General features: G+C 61.7%; 22 protein-coding genes. 7 read left to right on the forward strand and 15 right to left on the reverse strand.

Translation table 11 applies throughout. The features are described 5' to 3' along the window. Nucleotides 1-506: 506 nt before the first annotated feature. The gene (locus RWK44_RS10245; protein WP_131639847.1) at nt 507-989 is read right to left on the reverse strand and encodes an anthrone oxygenase family protein; all 483 of its coding nucleotides are present in this window, start codon (nt 987-989) and stop codon (nt 507-509) included. Nucleotides 990-991: 2 nt separating this feature from the next. Continuing rightward, nucleotides 992-1816: an NmrA family NAD(P)-binding protein gene (locus RWK44_RS10250; protein WP_131663025.1), complete on the reverse strand. Its 825-nt coding sequence runs from the start codon at nt 1814-1816 to the stop codon at nt 992-994. A gap of 100 nt (nt 1817-1916) precedes the next feature. Here RWK44_RS10250 and RWK44_RS10255 point away from each other — a divergent pair, with 100 nt between their 5' ends. The 3 genes from RWK44_RS10255 to RWK44_RS10265 all read left to right on the forward strand — a co-directional run bounded on the left by RWK44_RS10255 (nt 1917) and on the right by RWK44_RS10265 (nt 4324). After that, nucleotides 1917-2573 (forward strand): TetR/AcrR family transcriptional regulator, encoded by a 657-nt coding sequence (locus RWK44_RS10255; RefSeq protein ID WP_131661706.1) that lies wholly within the window; start codon nt 1917-1919, stop codon nt 2571-2573. Nucleotides 2574-2645: 72 nt separating this feature from the next. After that, nucleotides 2646-3335 (forward strand): orotate phosphoribosyltransferase, encoded by a 690-nt coding sequence (locus RWK44_RS10260; protein WP_003545085.1) that lies wholly within the window; start codon nt 2646-2648, stop codon nt 3333-3335. A 62-nt stretch (nt 3336-3397) separates the two neighbouring features. Further along, nucleotides 3398-4324, forward strand: coding sequence for a carbohydrate kinase family protein (locus tag RWK44_RS10265; protein WP_316028750.1), 927 nt, complete (start codon nt 3398-3400; stop codon nt 4322-4324). A 311-nt stretch (nt 4325-4635) separates the two neighbouring features. On the opposite strand, the gene RWK44_RS10270 is transcribed toward RWK44_RS10265, so the two are convergent. After that, nucleotides 4636-4995, reverse strand: coding sequence for a metalloregulator ArsR/SmtB family transcription factor (locus RWK44_RS10270; RefSeq protein WP_020048299.1), 360 nt, complete (start codon nt 4993-4995; stop codon nt 4636-4638). 169 nt (nt 4996-5164) lie between these two features. On the opposite strand from RWK44_RS10270, the gene RWK44_RS10275 reads away from it, so the two are divergent. Beyond that, nucleotides 5165-6127, forward strand: coding sequence for an acyl-CoA desaturase (locus RWK44_RS10275; RefSeq protein ID WP_316028751.1), 963 nt, complete (start codon nt 5165-5167; stop codon nt 6125-6127). Nucleotides 6128-6209: 82 nt separating this feature from the next. On the opposite strand, the gene otsA is transcribed toward RWK44_RS10275, so the two are convergent. The 3 genes from otsA to RWK44_RS10290 form a co-directional block, all read right to left on the reverse strand. Beyond that, nucleotides 6210-7616 (reverse strand): alpha,alpha-trehalose-phosphate synthase (UDP-forming), encoded by a 1407-nt coding sequence (gene otsA, locus RWK44_RS10280; RefSeq protein WP_131661703.1) that lies wholly within the window; start codon nt 7614-7616, stop codon nt 6210-6212. A 517-nt stretch (nt 7617-8133) separates the two neighbouring features. Further along, entirely contained in the window at nt 8134-9759 is a 1626-nt protein-coding gene (gene pgi / locus RWK44_RS10285; protein ID WP_222062696.1) for a glucose-6-phosphate isomerase, read from the reverse strand. A 185-nt stretch (nt 9760-9944) separates the two neighbouring features. Then, nucleotides 9945-11645 (reverse strand): long-chain fatty acid--CoA ligase, encoded by a 1701-nt coding sequence (locus tag RWK44_RS10290; RefSeq protein WP_222062694.1) that lies wholly within the window; start codon nt 11643-11645, stop codon nt 9945-9947. Between the two features lie 248 nt (nt 11646-11893). Between RWK44_RS10290 and RWK44_RS10295 the strand changes: the two genes are divergently transcribed. Continuing rightward, nucleotides 11894-12286 (forward strand): PRC-barrel domain-containing protein, encoded by a 393-nt coding sequence (locus RWK44_RS10295; RefSeq protein ID WP_168283781.1) that lies wholly within the window; start codon nt 11894-11896, stop codon nt 12284-12286. Between the two features lie 326 nt (nt 12287-12612). On the opposite strand, the gene RWK44_RS10300 is transcribed toward RWK44_RS10295, so the two are convergent. The 7 genes from RWK44_RS10300 to RWK44_RS10330 form a co-directional block, all read right to left on the reverse strand. After that, nucleotides 12613-15066, reverse strand: a complete 2454-nt coding sequence (locus RWK44_RS10300; RefSeq protein ID WP_222062691.1) for a glycoside hydrolase family 2 protein — start codon at nt 15064-15066, stop codon at nt 12613-12615. An 81-nt stretch (nt 15067-15147) separates the two neighbouring features. Further along, nucleotides 15148-15543 (reverse strand): VOC family protein, encoded by a 396-nt coding sequence (locus RWK44_RS10305; RefSeq protein ID WP_018484671.1) that lies wholly within the window; start codon nt 15541-15543, stop codon nt 15148-15150. A gap of 47 nt (nt 15544-15590) precedes the next feature. Then, nucleotides 15591-16340 (reverse strand): ABC transporter permease, encoded by a 750-nt coding sequence (locus tag RWK44_RS10310; RefSeq protein WP_222382110.1) that lies wholly within the window; start codon nt 16338-16340, stop codon nt 15591-15593. After that, nucleotides 16337-17281 (reverse strand): ABC transporter ATP-binding protein, encoded by a 945-nt coding sequence (locus RWK44_RS10315; protein ID WP_316028752.1) that lies wholly within the window; start codon nt 17279-17281, stop codon nt 16337-16339. The genes RWK44_RS10310 and RWK44_RS10315 overlap by 4 nt, the downstream gene beginning before the upstream one ends. After that, a complete protein-coding gene (locus tag RWK44_RS10320) occupies nt 17278-18444 on the reverse strand; it encodes an ABC transporter permease (RefSeq protein WP_316028753.1) in 1167 nt (388 codons plus the stop codon). Before RWK44_RS10320 ends, RWK44_RS10315 begins: the two co-directional genes overlap by 4 nt. 89 nt (nt 18445-18533) lie before the next feature. Beyond that, complete coding sequence (gene osmF, locus RWK44_RS10325; protein ID WP_131663034.1) at nt 18534-19442, reverse strand: glycine betaine ABC transporter substrate-binding protein OsmF; 909 nt, start codon at nt 19440-19442, stop codon at nt 18534-18536. Between the two features lie 285 nt (nt 19443-19727). Beyond that, nucleotides 19728-19913, reverse strand: a complete 186-nt coding sequence (locus RWK44_RS10330) for an acetyltransferase (protein WP_316028754.1) — start codon at nt 19911-19913, stop codon at nt 19728-19730. Nucleotides 19914-19962: 49 nt separating this feature from the next. Between RWK44_RS10330 and RWK44_RS10335 the strand changes: the two genes are divergently transcribed. Then, the gene (locus tag RWK44_RS10335) at nt 19963-21183 is read left to right on the forward strand and encodes a LysR family transcriptional regulator (protein WP_316028823.1); all 1221 of its coding nucleotides are present in this window, start codon (nt 19963-19965) and stop codon (nt 21181-21183) included. 28 nt (nt 21184-21211) lie between these two features. Further along, complete coding sequence (locus tag RWK44_RS10340) at nt 21212-21937, forward strand: copper homeostasis protein CutC (protein WP_131663036.1); 726 nt, start codon at nt 21212-21214, stop codon at nt 21935-21937. Between the two features lie 284 nt (nt 21938-22221). Here the strand turns inward: RWK44_RS10340 and RWK44_RS10345 are convergent, their stop codons facing one another. Together RWK44_RS10345 and RWK44_RS10350 are read right to left on the reverse strand one after the other, a co-directional pair. Beyond that, entirely contained in the window at nt 22222-23256 is a 1035-nt protein-coding gene (locus RWK44_RS10345; protein WP_316028755.1) for a zinc-binding alcohol dehydrogenase family protein, read from the reverse strand. A gap of 63 nt (nt 23257-23319) precedes the next feature. Next, a complete protein-coding gene (locus RWK44_RS10350; RefSeq protein ID WP_003545129.1) occupies nt 23320-24294 on the reverse strand; it encodes an ABC transporter permease in 975 nt (324 codons plus the stop codon). Nucleotides 24295-24308 lie beyond the last annotated feature (14 nt).

Below are 24308 nucleotides of genomic sequence, written 5' to 3' on the forward strand. Positions count from 1 at the left end.
TGGGTGACCGCCTCCGTTCCCCGTATCCCGTTGCGCCGGCGACGAGTTTGGCTGGAACGTCACCGCGCATTCCGTCATTCTTGGCGCTAGCCATAGCTATCCAGTCTAGACAAGGACGCAACGCCGGAGCCATGGGGTCGCGGGCATGCCTGCCGAGAGGAGCAAAATGAAATACCTTCCAGTCTTCGTCTTAACGCTTCTGTCGATTTTTTTCGGATGGCTGTTCTATGAAAGGTACTGGAAGTTCCGAGATTGCATATCGCAAGCCTTATCCAGCTGCCTCACTCCCGAGGGTGACAACCTGACGCAAGGCGGTTCTCTGTGGGCTGGTTTGGCAGGCTTGTTCTTGCTGCTCGCCGTGATCTCCGCCTGGCGCGCTTTCCGGAGCCGGTGACCGAAGCGGGAGCGAAGCTGCGCCCCTCCAATTTGCCTCATCCAAGGCGCGATCCGCAGGATCTCCTCGAAGGACACGCCGCCACGCTGCTCCTTGAATGCCTCCGCCTTCCTCAGACGATCATCAACGCCCGCACGAAGGCCACCGAGGCAAGCAGCGAGGCGATGGTCCGCACATGGTTCCACCACGTCCAGTCCCTGAGATAGGTGGTCCAGAGCTGAACCGCTTCCGTCCCGTTGCCGCCGACCTTTGCCAGCGCATCGTTCATCGGCACGTTGAAGATGATGGTCGAGAGGAAGGCGGCGAAGATATAGAGGCCTGCACCCGCCAGCATCAGAAAGGATGCCCCGCCGCGCCAGTCGATCAGGGTGAGCACGGCGATGACGAGGCAGAGGATCGCCGTCGGCACGAAGAGGCCCATGAAGGGCGAGCGGACGATCGTCACGTTGATCGAGTTCATCGCCGCGATGCCTTGCTCCGTCGGGATGCGCGAGAAGGCGGTCATGATGAAGGTCGAGAAGGCGAAGAAGATGCCGGCGACGAGGCCGCTGCCGATCGCCGCGGCAACGAGTGAGGGGATGAGAATGATCTGCATGGTCAGGCGCTCCAGAGTCCGGTTGCCGCGGTCCGGCGGGCATATTCGCTGAAATCGGTGGCGGGACGGCCTAGAATTTCGGCGACACCGCCCATCACGCTGGAATTGCGCCCATCGAGCACCTGACCGAAGAGCTCCTCCAGAAGATCGACCAGGCCCTGCGGCAAGCCGGCATCCGCAAGCCCGCCGGTGAAATCCGCCATCGACACCTGCACATATTCGATCGGCCGCCCAGTGGCCGCGGCGATTTCGGCCACCGCCTCGCGAAATGTCAGCGCTCGCGGGCCGGTCAGTTCGTAGGTCCTGTTGCGATGGCCGGGATCGGTCAGGGCGGCGACCGCGGCCTCGGCGATGTCGTCGACATCGATAAAGGGTTCGCTGATCTCGCCCGCCGGCAATTGCAGGCGGCCCGCGAGGATTTGATCCAGGAAGGCGCCCTCGCTGAAATTCTGGCAGAACCAGGAGGCGCGCAGGATGGTGGTGTTTATGCCGGAGGCCTTGAGTGCCGCTTCGCTCCGCTGTGCGCCCTCTTCTCCGCGGCCAGAAAGCAGCACGATATGCTCGAGACGGCATTCCACAGCGACCTTGGCGAGCGCTTCGATCGCTTCCGCCGCCCAGGCGACGGCAAGATCCGGCTGGAAGGCGACATAGGCGCTCGATGCGCCCTCAAGCGCACCGCGCCAGGTCGACCTGTCCTCCCAGTCGAACGGCCGTGCGCTGGAGCGCGATGCGGCGCGGACGGTGAGGCCGCACTCTTCAAGGCGTTTGATGATGCGGCCGCCGGTCTTTCCCGATCCACCGACGAGGACGATTTCGGAAGTCTGCATGTCAAAACTCCTCCCAAACTTTGAAAACAAGAGAAACTCTCTCATTTGCAAAATGAGATAATGTCTCTTATTTTGTTTGTCAACGTGGAAAGGAGAAAGCATGTCGGAACAGCCGGTCGCGACGCGCAGGCGTCAGCAGGAGTCCACCGGCCAGCTGCGCCGCATCCCCAGCCAGCAGCGCGGCCGCGAGCGCTTCGAAAAGATCCTCGCCGTTGCCTCGCAGTTGATCGAGAGCCATGGCAGCGACGGCCTGAAGATGAGCGAGATTGTCGAGAAAGCCGGTCTCTCCTTCGGCGCCCTCTACCAATATTTCCCGGACAAGACCTCAATCATCCGCACATTGGCTGAGCGCTTCAACGAAGAGGGCAGGCGGTGCGTCGAAGAGGAACTGGCGAAGGTGACCGACGCTGCGGCCCTGCAGGGCGCACTCGCCAATATCGTCGACGAATATTACGCCTTCTTCCGCCGCGAGCCCGTCATGCGCGACATCTGGCATGCGACGCATACCGACAAGCTGCTGCAACAGGTCGATGCCGAGGACATGGAATTCCATGCCCAGGCATTTCTCGCGGTCCTTATCCGCCTATGGCCGGATCGCGACCGGAAGGAACTGCTCGCGATCGCCCGGCTGACGATGCAGCTGCTTGCTGCCGCCGTGCGTTATGCCGTGTCGCTGGATGCGGAAGAGGGCGCTCAGGCAGTCGCCTTGTTCAAGAAGATGCAGATCGTTGATATCGGCCGCCTGCTGCAGCAATAGCCCCGCCTTTCGTCTGGAAACGGCGGGCTCTTGCTGCTATTCCCGCAAGGATCCAAGCCAAAGGAGAGCCGCATGATCCAGACCACATTTCCCGACCGCGCCGTGATGGCCGAATTGCTGGCCAAGATGCTTTGGGAGATCAAGGCGGTGCATTTCAATGCCGCCCAGCCCTATAAACTCTCTTCCGGCATGGCGAGCCCTGTTTATATCGATTGCCGCAAGCTGCTCTCCTTCCCGCGCATCCGTTCGACGGTGATGGATTTCGCCGCCAGCACCCTGCTGCGCGATGCCGGCTTCGAGCAGTTCGATTGCATCGCCGGCGGCGAGACCGCCGGCATTCCCTTCGCCGCCCTGCTGGCCGATCGTCTCGGCCTGCCGATGATCTATGTCCGCAAGCAGCCGAAGGGCCATGGCCGCAACGCCCAGATCGAAGGCAATATGCCGGAAGGGTCGAGGGTGCTGGTCATCGAAGACCTGACGACAGCAGGCGGCAGCATGTTCAAGTTCATCGATGCCATCCGTGCCGCCGGCGGCATCGTCGATCACGGCATCGCGCTCTTCTTCTACGGCATCTTCGGCGAACAACGCTTTGCCGACGGCAAGGTCCGGCTGCATCACATCGCCACCTGGCGGAATGTTCTGGCCGTCGCCAAAGCGCAGAAGCTCTTCGACGACAAGACGCTGTCGGAGGTCGAGGCCTTCCTCGATGCGCCGCTGGCCTGGTCGGGAAGGAATGGTGGGGTTAGTGAGCTTTCGCTCTAGCTAGTTGACAAAAGCTCGCTTAATCGGTTGATGAACGTGGAAGTCCTGTTGGGAGGAATACGATGATTTTGTGCTGCGGCGAAGCCTTGATCGACATGCTGCCGAGAGATACCACCCTCGGCGAAAAGGGCTTTGCCCCCTATGCCGGCGGCGCGATCTTCAACACCGCCATCGCGCTCGGCCGCCTCGGCATCCCGACGGCCTTCTTCACCGGCATTGCCGACGACATGATGGGCGAAATCCTGCTGGAGACGCTGAAGGCGAGCAATGTCGATTACAGCCCATGCGCCATCACTCCGCGTCCCTCGACCATCGCCTTCGTCAAGCTGGTGAACGGCCAGGCGACCTATGCCTTCTACGACGAGGGCACTGCCGGCCGGATGATCACTACGGCCGACCTGCCGATTCTCGGCGATGATTGCGAAGCGCTGCATTTCGGCGCGATCAGCCTGATCCCCAGCCCCTGCGGCGAAACCTATGAAGCCCTGCTCGACCGCGAAGCAGCTCACCGCGTCATCTCGCTCGATCCGAATATCCGTCCCGGTTTCATCAAGGACAAGCCGTCGCATATGGCCCGCATCAAGCGCATGGCCGGCAAATCCGACATCGTCAAATTCTCCGACGAGGATCTCGAATGGTTCGGCCTGCAGGGCGATCACGATACGCTCGCCGCCCATTGGCTGAACCACGGCGCCAAGCTCGTCGTCATCACCAAGGGCGCGGAAGGCGCCTCCGGTTATACCAGGGATCGCAAGGTAACGGTGCCGAGCGAGCGCGTCACCGTCGTCGACACGGTCGGCGCCGGCGATACCTTCGATGCCGGCATCCTGGCTTCGCTGAAGATGGACAATCTGCTGACCAAGCGCCAAGTCGCCTCGCTGGATGAGCAGGCGCTGCGCAATGCCCTGACCCTCGGCGCCAAAGCCGCCGCCATTACCGTCTCCCGCGCCGGCGCCAATCCACCCTGGGCGCGCGAGATTGGGCTTTAACGGTCGAGCCAGCCTCTGCCCCTCGCGCTTGCCGCTGGCGGCGCGAGACACGTCAATATGGGAAGGGTGTACCGTGCGGCCCCTTCATCCGCCTGCCGGCACCTTCTCCCCGAGGGGAGAAGAGACTTGCCGCAACATCTCGATTCCCTCTTCTCCCCAGCGGGGGTCCGAAGGACGGGTTGAGACCGGTGGCTCAACCCTGGCAAAGGTGCCCGTAGGGCGGATGAGGGGGCCGGCGAAGCCGGTCTTTCCAACAATACCCATGCGAGCTTCGACCGCGCCGGCATCGTCTTGACATCCTGTGCTCAAGCCTACTCTTTCGCGCGGGTCCGCGCCTGGCTTTCCTTCTTGATCGGTCGACCGACCGGGCAGACCTCCTGCACGAAGCCGTTGAGCGTGTTGACGAGATTGTTCTCGATCAGGGAATAGTGGACGAACTGGCCCTGTTTCTCTCGTCTGATCAGACCCGCAGCTTCGAGAATGGAAAGATGCTGCGAAACGGCTGGCTTGGACATGCTGAAGCGGTCAGCGATCTCGCCAGCGGTCAGACCCGATGCCGAGAGATAGGCGAGGATCTTCCGGCGCGGCGCACTGGAAAGCGCGTGGAATACTCGCTGGGCGGCGCTGACGGAGCGGCCTTCTACGGTGTCATCGAAAGTCTCTTCGTCCAAGTCCGGTCTCCGTGCCTGCGGCATCATCGCATCGATCCATTGGTCAATTAAGCAATTAATGCATTGCTTAATTGTTTCCGTTCGTGCAAAGTAGTTAGGTAATTGCTTAATTAATGAATTGGTGGGTGATGTTCAAGAGGAGAATGCACCCGACGGGAAGGAGTTTGCCATGAGCAGTATTTCCACTGGACGAATGATCGACAACAGCAGCGATCCGGTGAAGGGCAGAGTGGCCTGGATGCCCGCAAAGTCGATCTGGATCACCGCCATGACCTTGATTGCCGTCATTGGTGGCCCGCTGGCCTTCACCTGGAGCGCCTTTGCCGTCTTTATCCTCTTGACCGCCATCACGATCTGCCTTGGTCATTCGGTCGGTATGCACCGGCTGCTGATCCATCGCTCATTCAGCACTCATATCTGGATCGAGCACTTTCTCGTCTATCTCGGTACGCTGGTCGGCATGGCCGGCCCCTTCGGTATGATCTACGCGCACGACATTCGCGACTGGGCGCAACGGCAGCGAGACTGCCATGACCTCTATGCCCATCGGCGGTCTTTCTTCATCGATGCCTTCTGGCAGATGCATTGCATTGTGGCGCTGGACCATCCACCGCGTTTCGTCCTCGAAGAGCGCGAGCGGCGCGACCGCTTCTATCGTTTCCTGGAGGCGACATGGATGGCGCAGCAGATCCCCTTGGGGCTCGCGCTCTTTGCGCTCGGCGGACTGCCATGGGTGGTCTGTGGTGTTGCCGTGCGGATATCGGTGTCGCTGACCGGACACTGGCTGGTTGGTCATTTCGCGCATCGGAGCGGCCATCAGGGCTGGAGTGTCGATGATGTCGCGGTGCAGGGCTATAACCTGCCGCGTTTCGGGCTGGTGACCTTTGGCGAGAGCTTCCATGGCAACCATCACGCCTTTCCGGATTCGGCGCGGCTCGGCATCGAGCCGGGGCAGCTGGATCTCGGTTGGTATTTCATCGGGCTGCTGGCAAAGCTCGGTCTGGCTTCGGCGATCAAGCTGCCACACACGATCGTGCCAAGGCGAGGGTTGAGACGCGTCAACGCAACTGAAACGGCGGGTGACAGTCATCCGCCACATCACGCAGCAGGTCGCGCGGAATCTTGCCCGTAAGTACCTCCTCCTTGCCGCTACGTCTCGACTCCCTCTTCCTTCTCGGGTCCGAAGGACCAGTCGACGTCGATCGATCAGGAGACTATCCGGGGTCACGCTCCGAACGAAGCTCGGGAGCAGGCACCAGATCCCGCAGGAAGTTTTTGCACCAAAGTGAGACGTCGTGAGACAGCAGATGCTCCATCGTCATGCTCCAGCGGTCGCGACGCTCCTCCAGCGACATGGAAAGGCCCCGGGCGATGGCATTGGCAGTGCCTTCGATATCGTAAGGATTGACCAGCAGCGCACCCTTCAATTCGCGAGCCGCGCCGGCGAAGCGCGATAGCACCAATACGCCTGGGCGATCGGGATCCTGGGCGGCGACATATTCCTTGGCGACGAGGTTCATGCCGTCGCGCAACGGCGTGACCAGCCCGATCGTCGCCAGCCTGTAGAGGCCGGCAAGCACGTTGCGGCTGATCGATCGGTTGACATAGCGGATCGGGACCCAGTCGACCGTTCCAATGGCACCGTTCACGCGGCCGGCCTGTTCGGCGACCATCTTCTGCATATGCTCGTATTCGGGAACTTCCGATCGCGACTTCGGCGTGACCTGCAGATAGGTGACCTTGTTCTGGTAGCCAGGGTTGCTGGTGAGGAAGCGTTCGAACGCTTCCAGCCGCTGAATGATGCCCTTCGAATAATCGAGGCGGTCGACCCCGATGATCATGTCCCGGCCTTCAATGCTGCGCCGGGTCTTCTGTACCATGATATTGTTTGCGGCTCTCTCGGCGAACTCAGCAAAACCTGCAGTTTCGATCCCGATCGGATAGGCGCCGGCCTTGAATATCCGCCCATGGGAATCGAACAATCCATTTCCGAGGTCGTCGCCAATTCCCTCCCTTTTGAGATACCCGGCAAAGTTCTGGAGGTCGTAGTCGGTCTGGAAGCCGACGAGATCGTAATGCGAGAGCCCGCGCATGATTTCTTCATGAACGGGCATCGTGACGAGAATGTCGGCTGGCGGCCAGGGAATGTGCAGGAAGAAGCCGATCCGGTTCTTCAGCCCCATTTGGCGCAGTTCGGCCGCCAGCGGAATGAGGTGGTAATCATGAACCCAGATGATGTCGTCCGGCTCGATCATCGGCGCCAACCTGTGTGCGAAGAAGCGGTTGACGCGGAAATAGCCGGCCATTTCCTTCCGGCCATATTCGGCGAGGTCCAGCCGATAATGGCAGATGGGCCAGAGAACGCGGTTTGCGAAGCCGCGATAATATTCCTCGACGTCGGTGTCGGTGAGATCGGTCAGCGCATAGGTGATGTTGCCCTTCTGCAGCTGCGACAACGGGCCAGGTTCCCTGTCCCCGCTCGATTCTCCCGACCATCCCATCCAGATGCCGCCACGCTCCTGCAGGGCTGCCTGCAGCGCGACGGCCAGGCCGCCGGCGGCGGCGCTCCCATCTTTGGCGGGCATGGGAACACGATTTGAAACGACGACAAGACGGCTCATGAGCTTCCTTTGGTGAAGATGGGACATGAAAACGCTGTGTGACGAGCGACTTGAGACATCTCCTGAACTTGGGCAGGGACCATGCAGTGAAGGCGCCGACATCGACGAGCCGACCCGGACGCGAGCGGCCAAAGGGGAGCAACGAACGGAGCATTTTCTGCACAGATTTTGCTTGAATCTAGGGCGATTCCAACGAATTGAAAGAATTCATTCTACAATTTTTGATTAGGAGAACGTTCAATCCGGTTTCGCATGACGAAGCCCATCGTGCGGATGCACCGCGCCCGCTGATATCAGTGCGTCGTTTGCGGCCGCAATGACGATGTTGGCGGTTCGGCCGCGCTGGAATCGTCTCGACCGTGTTCAGGGCGTTGAGGCACGGCATTGCGGAATAGTTTTTTACGCAAGGGTTGTGCCGTAAGGCCCCCTCATCCGCCTGCCGGCACCTTCTCCCTGAGGGGAGAAGGGATTTCGCGGCAACCTTGCCGTTTCCACCGGCCTCTCGCACCCTCAATACTTACTTCGCAAGCTTCGCCAGTGCCGCAACCAGGCCCTGCGTCGAGGAGTCGTGCGATGCGGCACTCTCCTTGCCTTCGACGACCGGCAGCAGGCCCGTCGCCAGTTCCTTGCCGAGCTCGACGCCCCACTGGTCGAAGGAGTTGATGCGGAAGAGCACGCCTTCAACGAAGACGCGGTGTTCGTAAAGCGCGATCAAACGGCCGAGCGCATAGGGCGTCAGCTTGTCGTAGACGAAGGTGATCGACGGCCGGTTGCCGGTAAAGACCCGGTGCGGCGCGATGAAATCGGCCTTTTTGTCGTCCATGCCCTTGTCGGTCAGCTGCTTCTTGGCTTCTGCGAAGGTACGCCCCTTCATCAGCGCTTCCGACTGGGCGAGAACGTTGGAGATCAAGAGCTGGTGCTGGTGGCGCAGCTCCGGCTCGAAGGCGTTGGCGGCGATCATGAATTCGGCCGGGATGATGCTCGTGCCCTGATGGATGAGCTGGTAGAAGGCGTGCTGGCCGTTGGTGCCGGGTTCGCCCCAGACGACCGGGCCGGAATTGCCTTCGACCGGCGTGCCGTCGATGGTGACGCCCTTGCCGTTCGATTCCATGTCGAGCTGCTGCAGATAGGCCGGGAAACGCGACAGGCGCTGGTCGTAGGGCAGGATGGCGCGGGTGGGGTAGCCGAGCACGTTGCGATGGTAGAAGCCGATCAGGCCGAGCAGCATCGGCAGGTTTTCGGTAATCGGTGCCTTACGGAAATGATTGTCGACGGCATGGGCGCCGTCGAGGAACTTGCCGAAATTCTCAGGGCCGACGGCGATCATCAGCGGCAGGCCGATCGCCGACCAGATCGAGTAACGGCCGCCGACCCAGTCCCAGAAGCCGAAGACGCGGGCGCTGTCGATGCCGAAGGCGGCGACCTTGTCGAGCGCCGTCGAGACGGCGGCGAAGTGGTGCTGGACGGCGGCTTCGCCGAGCGCCTTGGCGATGAAGTTGCGCGCCGTCTGCGCATTGGTCATCGTCTCGACGGTGGTGAAGGTCTTCGAGGCGACGATGAACAGCGTCGTCTCCGGCTGCACCAGCTTGAGGATATCGGCGATATGGGCGCCGTCGATATTGGAGACGAAATGCGCGCGCGGACCGTCATGGAAGGGGGCAAGCGCCAGCGTCGCCATCACTGGCCCGAGATCCGAGCCGCCGATGCCGATATTGATGACATCGGTGATCGCCTTGCCGGTCGCACCCTTCAGCGTGCCGGAGCGGACGTCGTCGGCAAACTTGCCCATGGCGGCAAGCACCGCATTGACGTCGGGCATGACGTCCTTGCCTTCGACCAGAACCGGCGTGTTGGAACGGTTGCGCAATGCGGTGTGCAGAACGGCGCGATCCTCGGTGAAATTGATCGCCTTGCCGGAGAACATTTCCTCGCGCTTCGTCTCGACACCGCCTTCTTCGGCGAGCTTCACCAAGAGCTTGAGGATGTCGTCATTCACCGCCGTCTTGGAAAAATCCATCAGCAGGTCGTCAAGCGCGACGGAAAAGCGCGAAAAGCGCTGCGAATCGGCGGCGAAGGCGGCACGGATATCGGTTGCCTTGGTGGCATCAGCGGTGCTTTTCAGCTGTTCGACGATGGCGTTCATGGGAGGCTCCTTTGGAGGCGGAAAGGTTGCGGAAACTATTCGCTTTCTCACCCGCAAATCAAGTTCAGCCACCTGCCGAAATAGAAAAAAGCCACCCGCGGCAAGCGGATGGCTGTCAATTTCATGACAGCGCCGCGCGTCCGAAAGACGTGCCAAGGACGCTGTAACACTTTGAATTTGCCAATTCAGCCGCGCAGGTCCTTGCGCAGGATCTTGCCGACCGGCGACTTCGGCAGCTCGGTGCGGAATTCGATGAAGCGCGGGCGTTTGTAGTTGGTGAGGTTGGCGATGCAATGGGCTTTCACTTCGGCTTCCGTCAGGTTCGGATCCTTCCTGACGACGAAGAGCTTCACCGCCTCACCCGAATGTCCGTCCGGCACGCCGATGGCCGCGGCTTCGAGGATGCCGGCATGCATGGCGGCGACTTCCTCGATCTCGTTCGGATAGACGTTGAAGCCGGAGACCAGGATCATGTCCTTCTTGCGGTCGACGATCTTGGTATAGCCGCGATCGTCCATGAAACCCATGTCGCCCGAGCGGAAGTAGCCGTCGTCGGTCATCACTCGTGCCGTCTCCTCCGGCTTCTGCCAGTAGCCGGCCATCACCTGCGGCCCGCGGATGCAGATCTCGCCGACGTCGCCGAGCGGCAGCGAATTGCCTTCCTCGTCACGGATATCGAGGTCGGTGGAGGGAAGCGGCAGCCCGATCGAGCCGGTGAACTCCGGCGAATCGAAGCGGTTGGCGGTGGCAACAGGCGATGTCTCGGAAAGGCCGTAACCCTCCGTCACCGCTGTACCCGTCATCTTCAGCCAGCGGTCTGCGACCGGGCGCTGGACGGCCATGCCGCCGCCGAGCGACATGATCAGCGAGGAAAAATCGAGCTTGGCAAAATCGGCATTGTTCATCAGCGCATTGAACAGCGTATTGAGGCCGGGGAAGATATGCACCTTCGATTTTTCGAATTCCTTGACGAGACCGGGAATGTCGCGCGGATTGGCGATCAGGATATTGTGGGCGCCAAGCGACATGCCCATCAGCGAATTCACCGTCAGCGCAAAGATGTGGTAGAGCGGCAGGGCGCAGAGGAAATTCAGCACCTCCGGCTCTTTCTTGCGCTCGAAGGCCGATCGCAGCCAAAGTGACAGCTGCGCCTTGTTGGCGAGCAGGTTCTCATGCGTCAGCACCGCGCCCTTGGCAACGCCCGTCGTGCCGCCGGTATATTGCAGGAAGGCGATATCGCTGCCAACAAGCGTAAGCGGCTGGAGCTCTTTTCCCGCACCTTCGCGCAGCACCTGGCCGAAGCTCTTGTGCTGAGGGATCGACCAGGAGGGAACGAGCTTCTTCACCTTGCGCACGACGAAATTGACGATCAGCCCCTTCGGTCCCAGCATTTCTCCGAGCGAGGTGACGACGACATGGCGAAGGTCGGTCTTGTTGAGGACCTGCTCGACGGTGCGGGCAAAATTCTCCAGCACGAAGATCGCCTTGGCGCCGGAATCCCGCAACTGGTGTTCGAGCTCGCGCGGCGTATAGAGCGGGTTGACGTTCACCACCACGAGGCCGGCGCGCAGGATGGCATAGGTCGCGATCGGGTTCTGCAGCACGTTCGGCATCATCACGGCAACGCGGTCGCCCTTCTGAAGGCCGGTGCTTTGCAGCCAGGCGGCGAGTTTGCGCGTCTGGCTCTCCAGCTCGCGGTAACGCATCGTCTTGCCCATGCTGGAAAAGGCGGTCCGGTCGGCGTAACGGGCGCAGGATTTTTCGAGCAGTTCGGCAAGCGAGGCATATTCCAGCGGCGGAATCTCTGCCGGAACGATATCGGGATAGCTGGCAAGCCACGGTTTGTCGGGCTTGGCTCCGTTCGGATGGACGGAAATGCTGTTCATCTTTGTCCTCTCTCCCTTGCTGTCACCGCCGGCGCCGAGCCGGCAACTGACTGGAAGAGTCCTCCATCTTCCAGTCCGGCAGCTTATGCCATTGCCTGAACGGTTCAAGCCGAATGACGCTATACTAACCTTGACGTAAACGTCAACATTCCGATGTCGCGCGATCTTGGGGAGAGTGGGAACTTTGAGTCCGCCATGGCGTTGATCCTGCACACTCATCATGAGGAACACCAAGAAGGAGGTACACAATGTTGAACCAGGATACCGACGCCAACCGCCGCGACCCGAATGTCAAGGATACACCGTCGCTGATCGCCAGCGACCGTGTCGAAGGTACCCGCGTCTATGGTGCCGACGGTAGGCATATCGGCTCGATTGAACGCCTGATCATCGGAAAGCGCGACGGCCGCGTCGCCTATGCCGTGCTGAGCTTCGGCGGCTTCCTGGGCATCGGCGACGATCACTATCCGCTTCCCTGGGAAAAGCTGAACTATGACACCCAGCTGGATGGCTATCGCATCGACCTGACCAAGGAGCAGATCGAAGGCGCCCCGAGCTATTCGGACGATGACGACACCTGGTACAACGACAATGGCCGCCGGGTCTATGACTACTACGGCGTGCCGCCCTACTGGATGTAACGTCGTCCGATAGACCGAGCTGGAAGGGTCCCGCGGATGCGGGGCCTTTTTGGTGTTTGGCGACGAGCTTCGCTCTTACCCGAGGTCATTGGGCACTCGATCCGGCAGATGCTTGCTCACCCTCATTCCTGTGCTTGTCACAGGAATCCAGTGCGTCCAAGTCCTTGGGCGCGGAAGACTTTTTCGCTTGAGGTATCGGGTCAATTCACCGCGCGGACACGCGGTGGCTGGATTCCTGTGACGAGCACAGGAATGAGGGAGGTAGAGGACACAGCGGCTCCACCTTTTCAACCGGGAAGCCGACACAGCCCGGATGCGAGACCTCTTTAGTCCCCTGCAACAAGATCATTGGCCGAGCGCAGCACGGTGCCGACGGTGATGTCACCTGCTTCAATCGTCCTTGCCGTCCTCACAGTAAACACATGGCTCTCGCCCGGTAGCAGCGTCACCAGCATTGTGTCGACGACGGCCTCCGGATCCAGCCGGTCGGCCATCAGGCAGAGATCCTTGAGGAAGTTTTGCGCCGTCACCTTGACCTCGTACCCGCCGTCGATCCCGACGACATCGACAGTCAGCCGCGGCGCCTGAAGGTTGAGCTCGATATCCTCGACGAAATAATGCAAGGCCCGCCTGTCCAGCATCTGCACGACGATGACCTCGTCCTTCGGTAAGTCGGGGGTGACGATCTCTTCGGGTAGTGGAAATTCCTTTGCCTCGAAGCGGTCGCAGAGCAGGCGCCAGAATTCGAATTCGGCAAGCACGGTGCCGTCGAGCGTCATGCGTCTGCCGCTGATCTTCGCCCGCCAGAACAGCGTTCGTTCATTGACGGCAATTGCGGCAAGCCCGCCGCCGCGCGGCTGGATCGTCAGCAGGCGCGGATCATAGGCCGCCTTCAGCGCATACCAGAGCGGTTTGCGGCGCCCGGCCGAATCGAGTGCCGCCCAGGAGGTCACCGGCCAGCAATCGTTGAACTGCCAGACCACAGCACCCTTGCAGATATTGCGATGCGAGCGCATGTGCTCGACTCCGAAACGGATGGCGCGCGCCTGGTTGAGCTGGGTGGCGAAGTGCCAGTCGTCCATCGTCTTGGGTTCCGGCAGATGGCCGGACAGGCCGCGGATCAGCTTGTCATTACCATCAGTTGCCTTCTGATGGTGGAAGACGCCGTTCGATTGCGGTGTCAGCGGCGCGTCGTGCACGCTTTCTTCGATCGTCGCCCAGGCGGCCGGCGCCTGCCAGCCGAATTCGGAGCAGAAGCGCGGGATATAATTGCGGTAGACCTCGTAGCCGACATCGTTCCACACGTCCCAGATATGTTTGCAGCCATGTTCGTCGGCATTGGGTTCGATCTCCATCGAGCTGGAATAGGGACTGCCGGGATAATAGGGCCGGTCCGGATCGAGTTCGGCGCAGAGTTTCGGCAGTAGGTCGAGATAATAGCCGAGCCCCCAGCTCTCGCCCGCCTTGATGATCGGCCGCCAGCCCCATTCGTCGAAGCCCCAGATGTTCTCGTTGTTGCCGTTCCAGAGGACGAGCGAGGCATGCGGCATCAGCCGCACGACATTGTCGCGCACCTCCGCCTCGACCTCGCTTCTGAGCGGCTCTTCCTCGGGATAGGCGGCGCAGGCAAAGAGGAAATCCTGCCAGACCAGCATGCCGGCGCGGTCGCAGGCCTCATAGAACTCGTCGGCCTCGAAGATGCCACCGCCCCAGACGCGCAGCATATGAATATTGGCGGCCTTTGCCTCCCCGATCCGCGCGGCGTAACGCTCGGCCGTGACCCGCGGGGGAAAACAATCGTCTGGAATCCAGTTCGCCCCGCAGATGAACAGCGGTACGTCGTTGATGACGAAGGTAAAGGCCGAACCGTGTTCGTCGGCCGAAGTATCGAGCCGCAGCGAGCGGAAACCGAGTTCGCGTTGATAGCTGTCGAGCACATCGTCGCTGGCCTCGTCGACCAGCCTGAGCGTCAGCGGATAGAGCGGCTGTGCGCCGAGATGGTGCGGCCACCAGAGCTGTGGCGAGGGGAGGGTAAGCTCGAAGGAAACCGTGTCTTCACCGGCGGCAATGGTCACCGTCTTAGTCGCGCCACCTATTGCGGCGACGAGCCTCAACGGCGTCTTGTCGCCATGCCGCGCCAGCCGGGCATGAACCGTCACCAGCCCATCGCCACCGGCAAGTATTGCCGATACCCGCGTCTCGGCAAGCCGCGCCCGATTCCAGCTTTCCAGCCGAACAGGCTTCCAGAGGCCTGCCGTCACCAGTGTCGGGCCCCAGTCCCAGCCGAAATTGCAGGCCATCTTGCGCATCAGATTGCCCGGGCCCGGATAGTTGTTGGGACGGTAGCCGTAATGTTTTTCCATCTCCGCACCATAGGCGTAAGCCGAGCGGAAGGTGACGGTGAGTTCGTTCTGGCCAGTCTTCAGGAGCCGGGAAACATCGAAACGATAGCTGCGGTGCATGTTGAAGGTGCGGCCGATCTCTTCGCCGTTGAGGGAGATCACCGCGATCGTATCGAGCCCGTCGAAGACCAGTTCCTGCACCCTGGCATCGTCAGGGATCGCCTCGAAGCTGCAGCGATAGGTCCAGTCGGTCTTGCCGATCCAGTCGTTGGTAATCTCGTTGACGTCGATATAGGGATCGGGGATCAGCCGGTTGGCGAGAAGGTCGAGATGCACGCAGCCCGGCACCGTCGCGGGAATGGTAGCCGGCAGGCTAAGCCTGGCTGTATCGTTACAGGAGAGCGTCCAGCCAGAATTGAGCGCAGTCTTTTCGATCATGGCGGGCTCCTGATGCATGCCGCTTGAAGCTGTGGGATTATCTGTGGTGTGGAATGTATCGGTGGTTCGGCGTTCGATGCCTCAGAGAAACCGGCCGTGGCGCTGCAGGACCTCGATCTTATAGCCATCGGGATCGCTGATGAAGAAGAACAGGCCGAAGAGCTTGCCGTCGCGGTTGAGCTCCACCAGTTCACCCGGCTTTAGCCCGAGCTTCGACAGCCGCTCGCGCTCGACCGCCACCTCTTCGACGGAGACGGCGAGATGGCCATAGGCATTGCCCGGATCGTAAGGCGCAGTCCGGCCCTTGTTGACGGTCAGTTCCAGCTCGAAGCCGGTCTCGGCATTGCTCATGTAAATCAGCGTGAAGGTTTCGAAATCGACGCGGTCGGCGACCGAAAGGCCGAATGCCCTCTCGTAGAATTCGACTGAGCGCGCCTCATCGAGAACGCGGATCATGGAGTGGATCATCTTCGCCAAGTCTGCCTCCCAATGTGCCGATCACCGCAGCCTTGGTACCCGTCCTTTTACGCCGCGCGCAAGCCGATTCTTCGCGTAATCGCCGCTTCGACGAGACCCATGGCGTCATAGATCAGCACCGCCATCAGGCCGACGATCAGGCCGCCCTGCAGGATGAAGGCGGTATTGTCGGAGATCAGCCCGGCAATGATGACTTCGCCGAGACCCTTGGCCGCAACCGTCGAGCCGATCGTCGCCGTGCCGATATTGATCACGGTCGCGACCTTCAGCCCTTCGAGGATCAGCGGCAGCGCAAGCGGCAGCTCGACGCGCAACAGCCGCTGCGTGCCGTTCATGCCCATGCCGTCGGCAGCATCGAGAACCTGCGGCGAAACCTGTTTCAGCCCGGCGACGGTGTTTTCGAAGATCGGCAGCAGGCCGTAGAGAAAGAGCGCGATCAGCGTCGGCATGGCGCCGAAACCGGTGGCGGGAACCGCGAGCGCCAGCACCGCGACCGGCGGAAAGGTCTGCCCGGCATTAGCGATGGCGCGCGACAGCGGCAGGAAGTCAGCCCCGCTTTCCCGCGTCACGAAGATGCCCCCGATAACGGCAAGCACAGCGCTGCAGACGATCGAGCCGATCACCAGTTGCAGATGGCCGCCAGCCAGCGAAGCAAGGCTGTTCTGCGTATAGACGGCAGGCGCATTGTTGCTGGTCAGCGGCACCAGCAGGAAGGAAAGCCACTCCGTCCTGAACAGCAGGATGAGCAGCAGGGCGAGCGCCGCCAGGCGGAAGAGATTGGCGACGACGAGCTTCATGCCTTGCGGCCCAGTTCGAGCAGCCGCGTCATCGAGATCGAGCCAACCGGCGCCTTCTCGCCATCCTGCACCGCCGCCTCGTCGACCCCCTGCCAGATCATTTCGGCCAGCGCGTCGCGGAGACTGAGCGATTGCGGCAGGGCATAAGCGAGACCGCTCTTGGCCGGCTCCATGCTTTCCTTCAGCGGCAGCAGCGACATCAGCTTCAGCGCCCGGTCGGAGGTGCCGGTCAATTGCTGCACGAAGGGATCGGCGGGTTCGGTGAGGATCTTTTCCGGCGTCGAGCATTGCAGCAATCTGCCCTCGCTCATCACCGCGATCTGGTTGCCGAGATGGAAGGCCTCATCCATGTCATGGGTGACGAGGATGACCGTTGTGCCGAACTGCTTCTGGATCGCCAACAGGTCGTCCTGCGCCTTGCCGCGGATGACGGGATCGAGCGCGCCGAAGGGCTCGTCCATCAAAAGCAGCTCCGGTTCGGCCGCCAGTGCCCGGGCGACGCCGACGCGCTGCTGCTGGCCGCCGGAGAGCTGATGCGGATATTTGTCCGCAAAGCTTGCCGGATCGAGGTTGAAAAGCCCGAGCAATTCCTCGACGCGTTTGGCGATGCGGGCGGAATCCCAATCGAGAAGCTGCGGCACGGTGGCGATATTCTGCGCCACGGTCCGGTGCGGAAAGAGGCCGTGCCCCTGGATGGCATAGCCGATCTTGCGGCGAAGCTCGGTCACCGGCACGTCCATCACATTCTGTCCGCGGACGAAGATCTCACCCTCGGTGATCGGCACCAGCCGGTTGATCATCCGCATCAGCGTCGATTTGCCGGAGCCAGACGTGCCGACGATGACGGTAATCTCGCCCTTCTCGACGCGCATGGAGACGTCGTCGACGACGGTGGCCGCGCCATAGCGCTTGGTGACGTTCCTGATCTCGATCATAGTCATGCGGCAGATCCCCGGATGCTTTCGATGACCGCATCGAGGATGACGGCCGATGAGAAGGCGAAGAAGACGGTCGGCACGGCGCCGAGCAGGACGAGGTCCATGGCCGTCTGGCCGAGCCCCTGGAAGATGAAGATGCCGAAGCCGCCGCCGCCGATCAGTGCGGCGATCGTCACCATGCCGATCGCCTGCACCAGCACGATGCGGATACCGGTGAGGATAACGGGAAAGGCGAGCGGCATGTCGATTCCAACAAGGATCTGCCAGCGTGTCAGCCCCATGCCGGCCGCGGCGTCCCGCACCGAGGGATCGACGCCCTGAAGGCCGACGACGGTGTTGGCGACGATCGGCAGCAGCGAATAGAGCACAAGCGCAATCAAGGCAGGCGCCGTGCCGATGCCGCGAATGCCGATCGCGGCGGCGAGCGGCACATGCGTGGCGAGATAACCGAGCGGCAGCATCAACAGACCGAAGAGTGCCAGACTCGGGATCGTCTGAATGAGGCTGAGGCCCTGCAGTACGATGGCTCGCAGCTTCGGCACCCAAAAGCAGAGGATGCCGAGCGGCAGGCCGAGAACAATGGCGATGGCAAGCGAGCCGAACGCCAAGAGCAGATGCGAGATCGCTTCGGTCTCGAATTGCGGGGCCCGCGTCGAGAATTCCTTCATGATCGAAAGGCTGTCGAGCAGGCCGGAGGAGAGCGAGATGAAGAGCAGCGCCGTATAGGCGGCAAGGGCTGCGACCCGCATCCAGGGCGCCAGCCGGATCTTCACCAGCGCATCGGATATGACGAGGCCGATCACGGCAAACAGCACCCAGAAGCCGCCGCCGGGCGTCATGCGCGCCACCGTGCTGCCGGGCGGCGTTGCCGCGGCCGAGACGAGGCCGATCGCAACGATCAGCGCCGCAAGGCAGAGTGTGGCGATGACAAGCCGCACGATCGCATGGCGTAGGAACAGCGTGGCGAAGGCGGTGAGAAGGAGAAGCACGGTCAGGATGATGACGGAAGACTGGGGAAGAAGCTGCATCAGCAGCATCGGCTTGCCGGCGGCGATGCGGTTTGCCTTCACGTAGATGAAGGGCATCAGTGCTGTCGCCGCGATGCCGCCGGCCACCAGAACCACGCCGAGCCGGTCCACCCTGCGGACCGCTAAGGTATCTTCCATGAATCCCAATCCTGTCTGGCCAACCCTGTCAGCCCAATCCCATCAGCAAAGGGAGGCTCCGCCCGTAACCGGGCGGAGCGGACAATGAACTACTTCAGGAAGCCCTTTTCCTTCAGATAGGCTTCGGCGACCGACTTTGCCGGCTCGCCGTCGACCTGGATCTTGGCGTTGAGCTTGCGCAACTCGTCGGCAGTCAGGCTCTTGAAGATCGGCGAGAGCACTTCCTCGATCTTCGGATTGGCCTTCAGCACCTCTTCGCGGATGATCGGCGTCGGGGCATAGACCTGCTGCACGTTTTTGTCGTCTTCGAGAACGGTCAGTTCGGCCGCTTCGATAGCGCCGTCGGTGCCATAGACCATGGCGGTGTTGACGCCGTTCGTCTGATCGGCGGCCGCCTTGATCGTTGCCGCCGTGTCGCCGCCGGAAAGAACGACCATCTGGTCGGGCTTCAGCTGGAAGCCGTAGGTCGTCTGGAAGGCGGGAAGCGCGCCGGCCGAATTGACGAATTCGGCGGAGGCGGCAAGCTTGGCGGCACCGCCGCCGGCAACCCATTTGCCGAAGTCCGTGAGGCTCTTCAAGTTGTTCGGGCCGGCGACGTCGCTGCGCACGGCAAGCGCCCAAGTGTTGTTGGCAGGCGACGGCGTCAGCCAGACGATCTTGTTGGCGTCGTAATCGAGCTTCTTCGCCAGCTCATAGCCCTGGTCGATGTTCTTCCAGGCGGCGTCATCGGCCTTGTTGAAGAAGAAGCCGGCATTACCGGTATATTCCGGATAGATGTCGATTTCGCCTGATGTGATCGCCTTGCGCACGACCGGTGTCGCGCCAAGCGCGATGCGGTCCTGCGTCTTGATGCCGTTCGCTTCGAGCGCGAGCGCAATGACGTTGCCGAGCAGCGTGCCTTCCGTGTCGATCTTCGACGAGACGACGATGTCGGCGGCATGAGCCGCACCCGCTGCGAAGGCGGAGAGCGAAACGGCAAGTGCGAGTTTCTTCAGCATGGAAAGTCCCCTTTTTCAAAAACCGTTGACCTACAGCGCTGCACGTCTTTCGGACGTGCAGGGACGTTGTAGCACTTTGAATTGCTGCATAATTTTATCTTAAATCGATACCGATTTAAGGAATTATGCAGTGGCCCAGCCCCAGGCGGGAGGCCTGCGCATAGGAAATCCGCCGGCGAAGGCGGTGAAGCCGCCATCATGCCGGAATTGCGTGCGTGATGGAAATAGCGTGCATGCCCGAAAAATCGATGCAAGCCCCCTCCAGTATTTGCAGTCGCGGCACGATTATGGCGGCGAATGCACCTCCGCGCGCGGAAACGCACTCCCTTTTCCAAGGCCGGCGCGATTTGTTTTTGTTCCCTTGCGTGTTTCCACGATATTTCCCGGCTCTGTTGCGGATTCCCGCCGCCCGGATTTTTCTATGATCGAACGATAGCGCGCCTCTCCGGAGGCAGGGATATCTTTTTTCATGAACACATCATATCGTCCGGTTTTTCCAGCGTTTTCCGGAGACGGCCGTTTGCATCTTGGCGCCCTGTTCATCGCAAGTCATGTCCTGACCTCCGGTTCGGTCCGCGAGACCGCGCGGCGCTTCCAGCTGTCGCCCTCCACCGTCTCGACGGCCATCCACAATCTCGAGACCGAGTTGGCGATGAAGCTGACGGAACGCGCCTCCGGCGAGCTCGCGACGCTGATTGCGAGCGGCAGGGTGCTGGAAGGCCTGGAGCCGATCATGGCTGCGATCGCTGAGATCGGCCAATGGGCCGGTCACGACGGCGCCACCGCCGAGATCGACGAGGCCTGGGCATCGCGCATTCCGGTCAAGATCGTCACGATGGAGCGGTTTCTCGAAGTTGCCGACCAGGGCAGCATCAACCGGGCCGCCCGCCGCCTTCGCCTCGGTCAGCCGCAGCTTTCGCTTCAGCTTGCCAATCTTGAGAAATTTCTGAGGCATCGCCTGTTCGAGCGGCAGGCGCAGGGTTCGGTGCTGACGGAGGAGGGCAGGCACGCCTACCAGATCTTCATGGCGATCAGCCAGGCGTGGAACGATCTCAAATCATCGGCCGACGAACGGTATCGGCGCACCGCCCGGTCGCTGCGCATCGGCTCGATCATCCCGACCGGCTCGGAAAGCTGGGTGGCCCGCTGCCTGGGCACGCTGGTGGCGGAATGGAATATGCGCCGCAACAACAATGCCATCTCGCTGGTCTCGATGACCGCCGACGATCTGCGCGAGGCGCTGAAGAGCGGCCGCATCGACGTCGCTATCCTGGATTCCGTCTTCGGGCTGGAAAGCTTGCGCCATCGCGAATTGCTGCAGACCGACATGGTGGTGATCGCACCGCCTGACAGTACCGAGACCAGCGTCGCCGATCTCGTCGCCGGCCACGCGATCTGTATGCCGAGCCCACGCACCGGCCTCGGCCATGCGGCCATGGCCTTCAGCTACGAGCGCGCGCCCAACCGGCGCCTGCGCGGCCAGGATATCACCGCGGCGGATTCGCTGCCTGTCATCGTCGACCTCGTCGCCAATCATGGCTACGTTTCCTTCCTCGGCCGCGTCAGCGCCATGCCGATTGCCGACAAGGTGCGTATCGTCGATCTCGACCAGCATCTGCCGATGTCCTATCACGTCGCCTTCAACCATCGCAAAGCCGCCGCCGATGCCTGCACTGTCATCATCGAGGCGGCGGCGAGAATTACGTCGGAAGCGGTCGTCAAAACCGCAGCCGTGGCTTAAGCCCCGGCGGAGTTAGGGAGACCGCAGCGTGACGATCTTGCTGGAAGTGTGCGTGGACAGCGCCGAAGGCCTTGCCGCCGCGATCGAAGGTGGCGCCGGGCGTATCGAACTCTGTTCGGCGCTGGAACTCGGCGGCCTGACGCCGCTGCCGAGCCTCATGCGGATCGCCGCCAGGGCGCCCGTCCCGATCTACGCGATGATCCGCCCTCACGCCGGCCCCTTCATCTTCGACGGGGTAGACGAGGAGGCGATGATGATCGATATCGATGCCGTGCGCACATCAGGCCTTGCCGGCGTCGTCATCGGCGCCAACCGGCCGGATGGCATGCTCGACATGCCGTTGATCCATCGTTTGAAGGCGCATGCCGCAGGCCTCGGCTCGACGCTGCATCGCGCTTTCGATCTGGTGCCGAATGCCGATCAGGCGCTGGAACAGGCGGTCGAACTCGGCTGCGAACGCATCCTGACCTCCGGCTGCGCGCTGAAGGCATCGGATGGTATCGAAACGCTGAAGCGCATTTCGGCAAAGGCCGCCGGCCGGATCGCCATCATGCCCGGCAGCGGCATCCGCCCCGCCAATGTCGGCGAGATATTGAAGGCGACCGGCGCCCGCGAGGTCCACGGTTCCTGCAGTTCACCGGTCGAAAGCGCCGATCCGCGCGCCGTCGCTTTTGGTTTCGAGGCGAGAAGCACGAACAAGACGGATGTCGCCGTCGTGAGGCAGATGCGCAGGGCGATTGAGGCGGCGTGTTAGCCCGACTGCGGGAGAAGGATAGGCCGCAACATCTCGATTCCCTCTTCTCCCCAGCGGGGAGAAGGTGCCCGTAGGGCGGATGAGGGGGCCGGCGAAGCCGGTCTTTTACAACGCCTATGTGGACTTCGACCGCGCCGGTATCGGATTGACCGTGTTCAGGCGCTTGCCATCGGCTTGGTGGAATAGGTTTAGGTGAAGGATGTGCCTATGGCCCCCTCATCCGCCTGCCGGCACCTTCTCCCCGAGGGGAGAAGAGAACATGCCGCGACCTCTCCGTTCCCCTCCTACCCCTTACGGGGCATGTCCCCAATACTGATCACCGCCTTGATCAGCCCATTCTTCTCATGCGCCCAGCGCGCGAGATCGCGCGGCGCATCGGCAAGCGTCGTGCGGTGGGTGATGAGTTTGTCCACCGGCACTAGCCCTTTGGCGATCGAATCCGCCACGTGCTCGAAATCGACGCGGGTGGCGTTGCGGCTGCCGATCACCATCATCTCGCGTTTGTGGAATTCGGGATCGGAGAAGCGGATATCGTCCTTGACGACGCTGACCAGCACCAGCGCGCCGCCATGGGCGACGAAGGAAAATGCCTTCTCCATAGAAGGGCCGTAACCGGTCGCGTCGAAGACCACGTCGAAACCATCGCCATTGGTCTTCTCCCGGACGGCATCCGCTGTCGCCTCGTTGGCAATGATGCCGGAGGTGAAGCCGAAGCGCTCCGACGCCATCTGCAGCCGCTCGGTGCTGGTATCGAGCAGCGTCACCTGATGGCCTGCGATGCGCGAGAAGATCGCCGCCCCAAGCCCGATCGGTCCGGCACCGATGACGAGCGCCCGCGCGCCGGCGCCGGTCATCGAGCGGCGCACCGCATGGGCGCCGATCGCCAGGAACTCGGTCGTCGCCGCCGCTTCGAGGCTTACACCTTTGGCGGCATAGAGGTTTTCGGCCGGAACCGAAATCTCCTCGCAGAAGGCGCCGTCAGTATGGACGCCGAGCACCTTGATATTGGTGCAGCAATTCGGCTTGCCCTGGCGGCAGGCGATACACTGCCCGCAGGAGAGATAGGGATTGACGATAACGGGCGTGCCGACCGCGATAGTGACGCCGTCGCCGGCTTCCAGCACCGTTGCCGAGATCTCATGCCCCATCACCCGCGGATATTCGAGGAAGGGATGTTTGCCCTCGAAGATATGATAGTCGGTGCCGCAGATACCGACATGGCTGACGGCAAGCCGCACCCAGCCGGCGGCGGGAGCCGCTGGCGAAGGACGCTCGACGATATCGAGCACGCCGGGCTCCCGGCAAAGAACTGCTTTCATGACGGATCTCGCATTCCTGGAATGGAAGAAGCCGGCTTGTTCAGGCCGGCTGCCTCTTGTCGCTCAATTGCTCCGGCGGCGGCGCAGCTGGTCGAAGAACACGATCACGATGATCAGCAGACCGGTGATAATACGTTGCCAGAAGGAGTTGACGTTCAGAAGGTTCGCGCCGTTGTTGATGGTGGCGAGAATGAAGGCGCCGATCAGCGGGCCGTGCACCGAGCCGACCGCGCCGAACAGGCTGGTGCCGCCAATGACGGAGGAGGCAATCGCCTGCAGTTCCCAGCCGTCGGCCTGCGTCGCATTGCCGATCGCGATGCGCGAGGCAAGCAGCACGCCGACGAAGGCGGCGAAGGAGGCAGACAGGATATAGGCAAGGTAGATCATGCCCTTGACGTTGACGCCGGAAAGGCGCGCCGCCTCGGCGTTCGAACCGACCGCGAAGAGATAGCGGCCCCAGCGGCTGAGATGCAGGAAGATGAAGGATGGGACCGCCACCAGGATGACCATCCAGAACAGGCTGGGAATACTGAGCAAATCGGCGCGGGCGAAATTGCTGAAGCCCTCATTGGTGATGTTGATCGTCGAACCGTTGGTGATCAAGAGGCCGATGCCGCGCAGCGATGTCAGGGTTGCCAGCGTGATGATGAACGGCGGCAGGCCCATATGCACGATGCCGAAGCCATGGAAGGCGCCGATCGCCACACCCATCAGCAGCGTCAGCGCGATCGCACCCCAGACCGGCACGCCCGCCTGCAGCAGCCAGGCGATGATCACGGTGCAGAAGCCGACAATGGCGCCGACCGAAAGGTCGATGCCGGCGGTGATGATGACAAAGGTCTGGCCGAGCGCGAGGATCGCCGTCATCGCACCCTGACGCAGCAGGTTGGAGATATTGAGCGGCGTCCAGAAGCTCGGGGTGACGACGCCAAGCACGATCCAGAGGAAGATCAGCAGGCCGATCAGCGTCAGGCCGAACAGGATGTTCATTTTCCGGCGCGGCGGCGGCGCGACGATTTCGGTGGGGGTGGCAGTCATGAATTTTCTCCCTC

This window comes from Rhizobium sp. 25PS6, assembly GCF_032464655.1.
Lineage (GTDB): Bacteria > Pseudomonadota > Alphaproteobacteria > Rhizobiales > Rhizobiaceae > Rhizobium > Rhizobium laguerreae.